Annotated in this window: 1 pseudogene; it reads right to left on the bottom strand. The window is 77.3% G+C overall.

Annotation, left to right across the window (positions count from 1 at the left end):
- A pseudogene (locus tag ACNFOC_RS54940) lies at window positions 1–290 on the bottom strand (hypothetical protein); the annotation flags it as partial.
- Window positions 291–673 lie beyond the last annotated feature (383 nt).

Here is a 673-nt window from a genome sequence, read left to right as displayed (position 1 = left end):
GGGATGGGCTCGGTGACCGGTTTGGCGACGGGTTCCGGGCAGGGTTCGGGGACGCGGTCGGGCGGCGGCTCGGGGATGGGCTCGGTCGCCGGGATGACCACCGGGATGACCACCGGCCCGGTCAGCGGTTCGGGACGGGGCGGGGTGACGGCCGGCGGTATGCCGATGCGTATCCGCACTCGCCCCGCAGCGCACGCCCAGTCGCCCTCCGGCCCGGAGACACGGCCGGCCGACGGCTCCGCCGCCACGTCGCCGCGCACGGCCGGGCCTTCGGCGGGTCCCGGCGACACGACACCCTCGGCGGACTTCCGCGAGGGCGGGACCTCGGGGGACTTCCGTGCGGCCGGGCCGTCCGCGGACTTTCGTACGGGTGGGTCCTCCGGTGCCCCCCGTGCCGGTGGCCCCTTCGCAGGTACCCATGGGGCCGGGTCCTCCGCCGGCTCTCGTGCGGCCGCGCCCTTCCCTCAGTCCCGTACCGCTGGCGCTTCCGGAGCTTCCTCGGATCCCCACTCCGCCGCCGCCCCATACGCAGGCCCCCGCACCGGCGGATCCGGTTCCGGGCGGCTTCCTCGGCGGGTGCGGCAGGCGCATCTCGCGCCGCAGTTGCGGGCGCGGCCGGACGAGAGCCGGCGGAGGACCCGGCCCCATGGGTACCTGCGAAGGGGCCACCGGC

This window comes from Streptomyces colwelliae, from assembly GCF_048158785.1.
Classification (GTDB): domain Bacteria; phylum Actinomycetota; class Actinomycetes; order Streptomycetales; family Streptomycetaceae; genus Streptomyces.
Note: the sequence above shows the minus strand (reverse complement) of the source record. Positions and strands in the feature narration are given on the sequence as shown.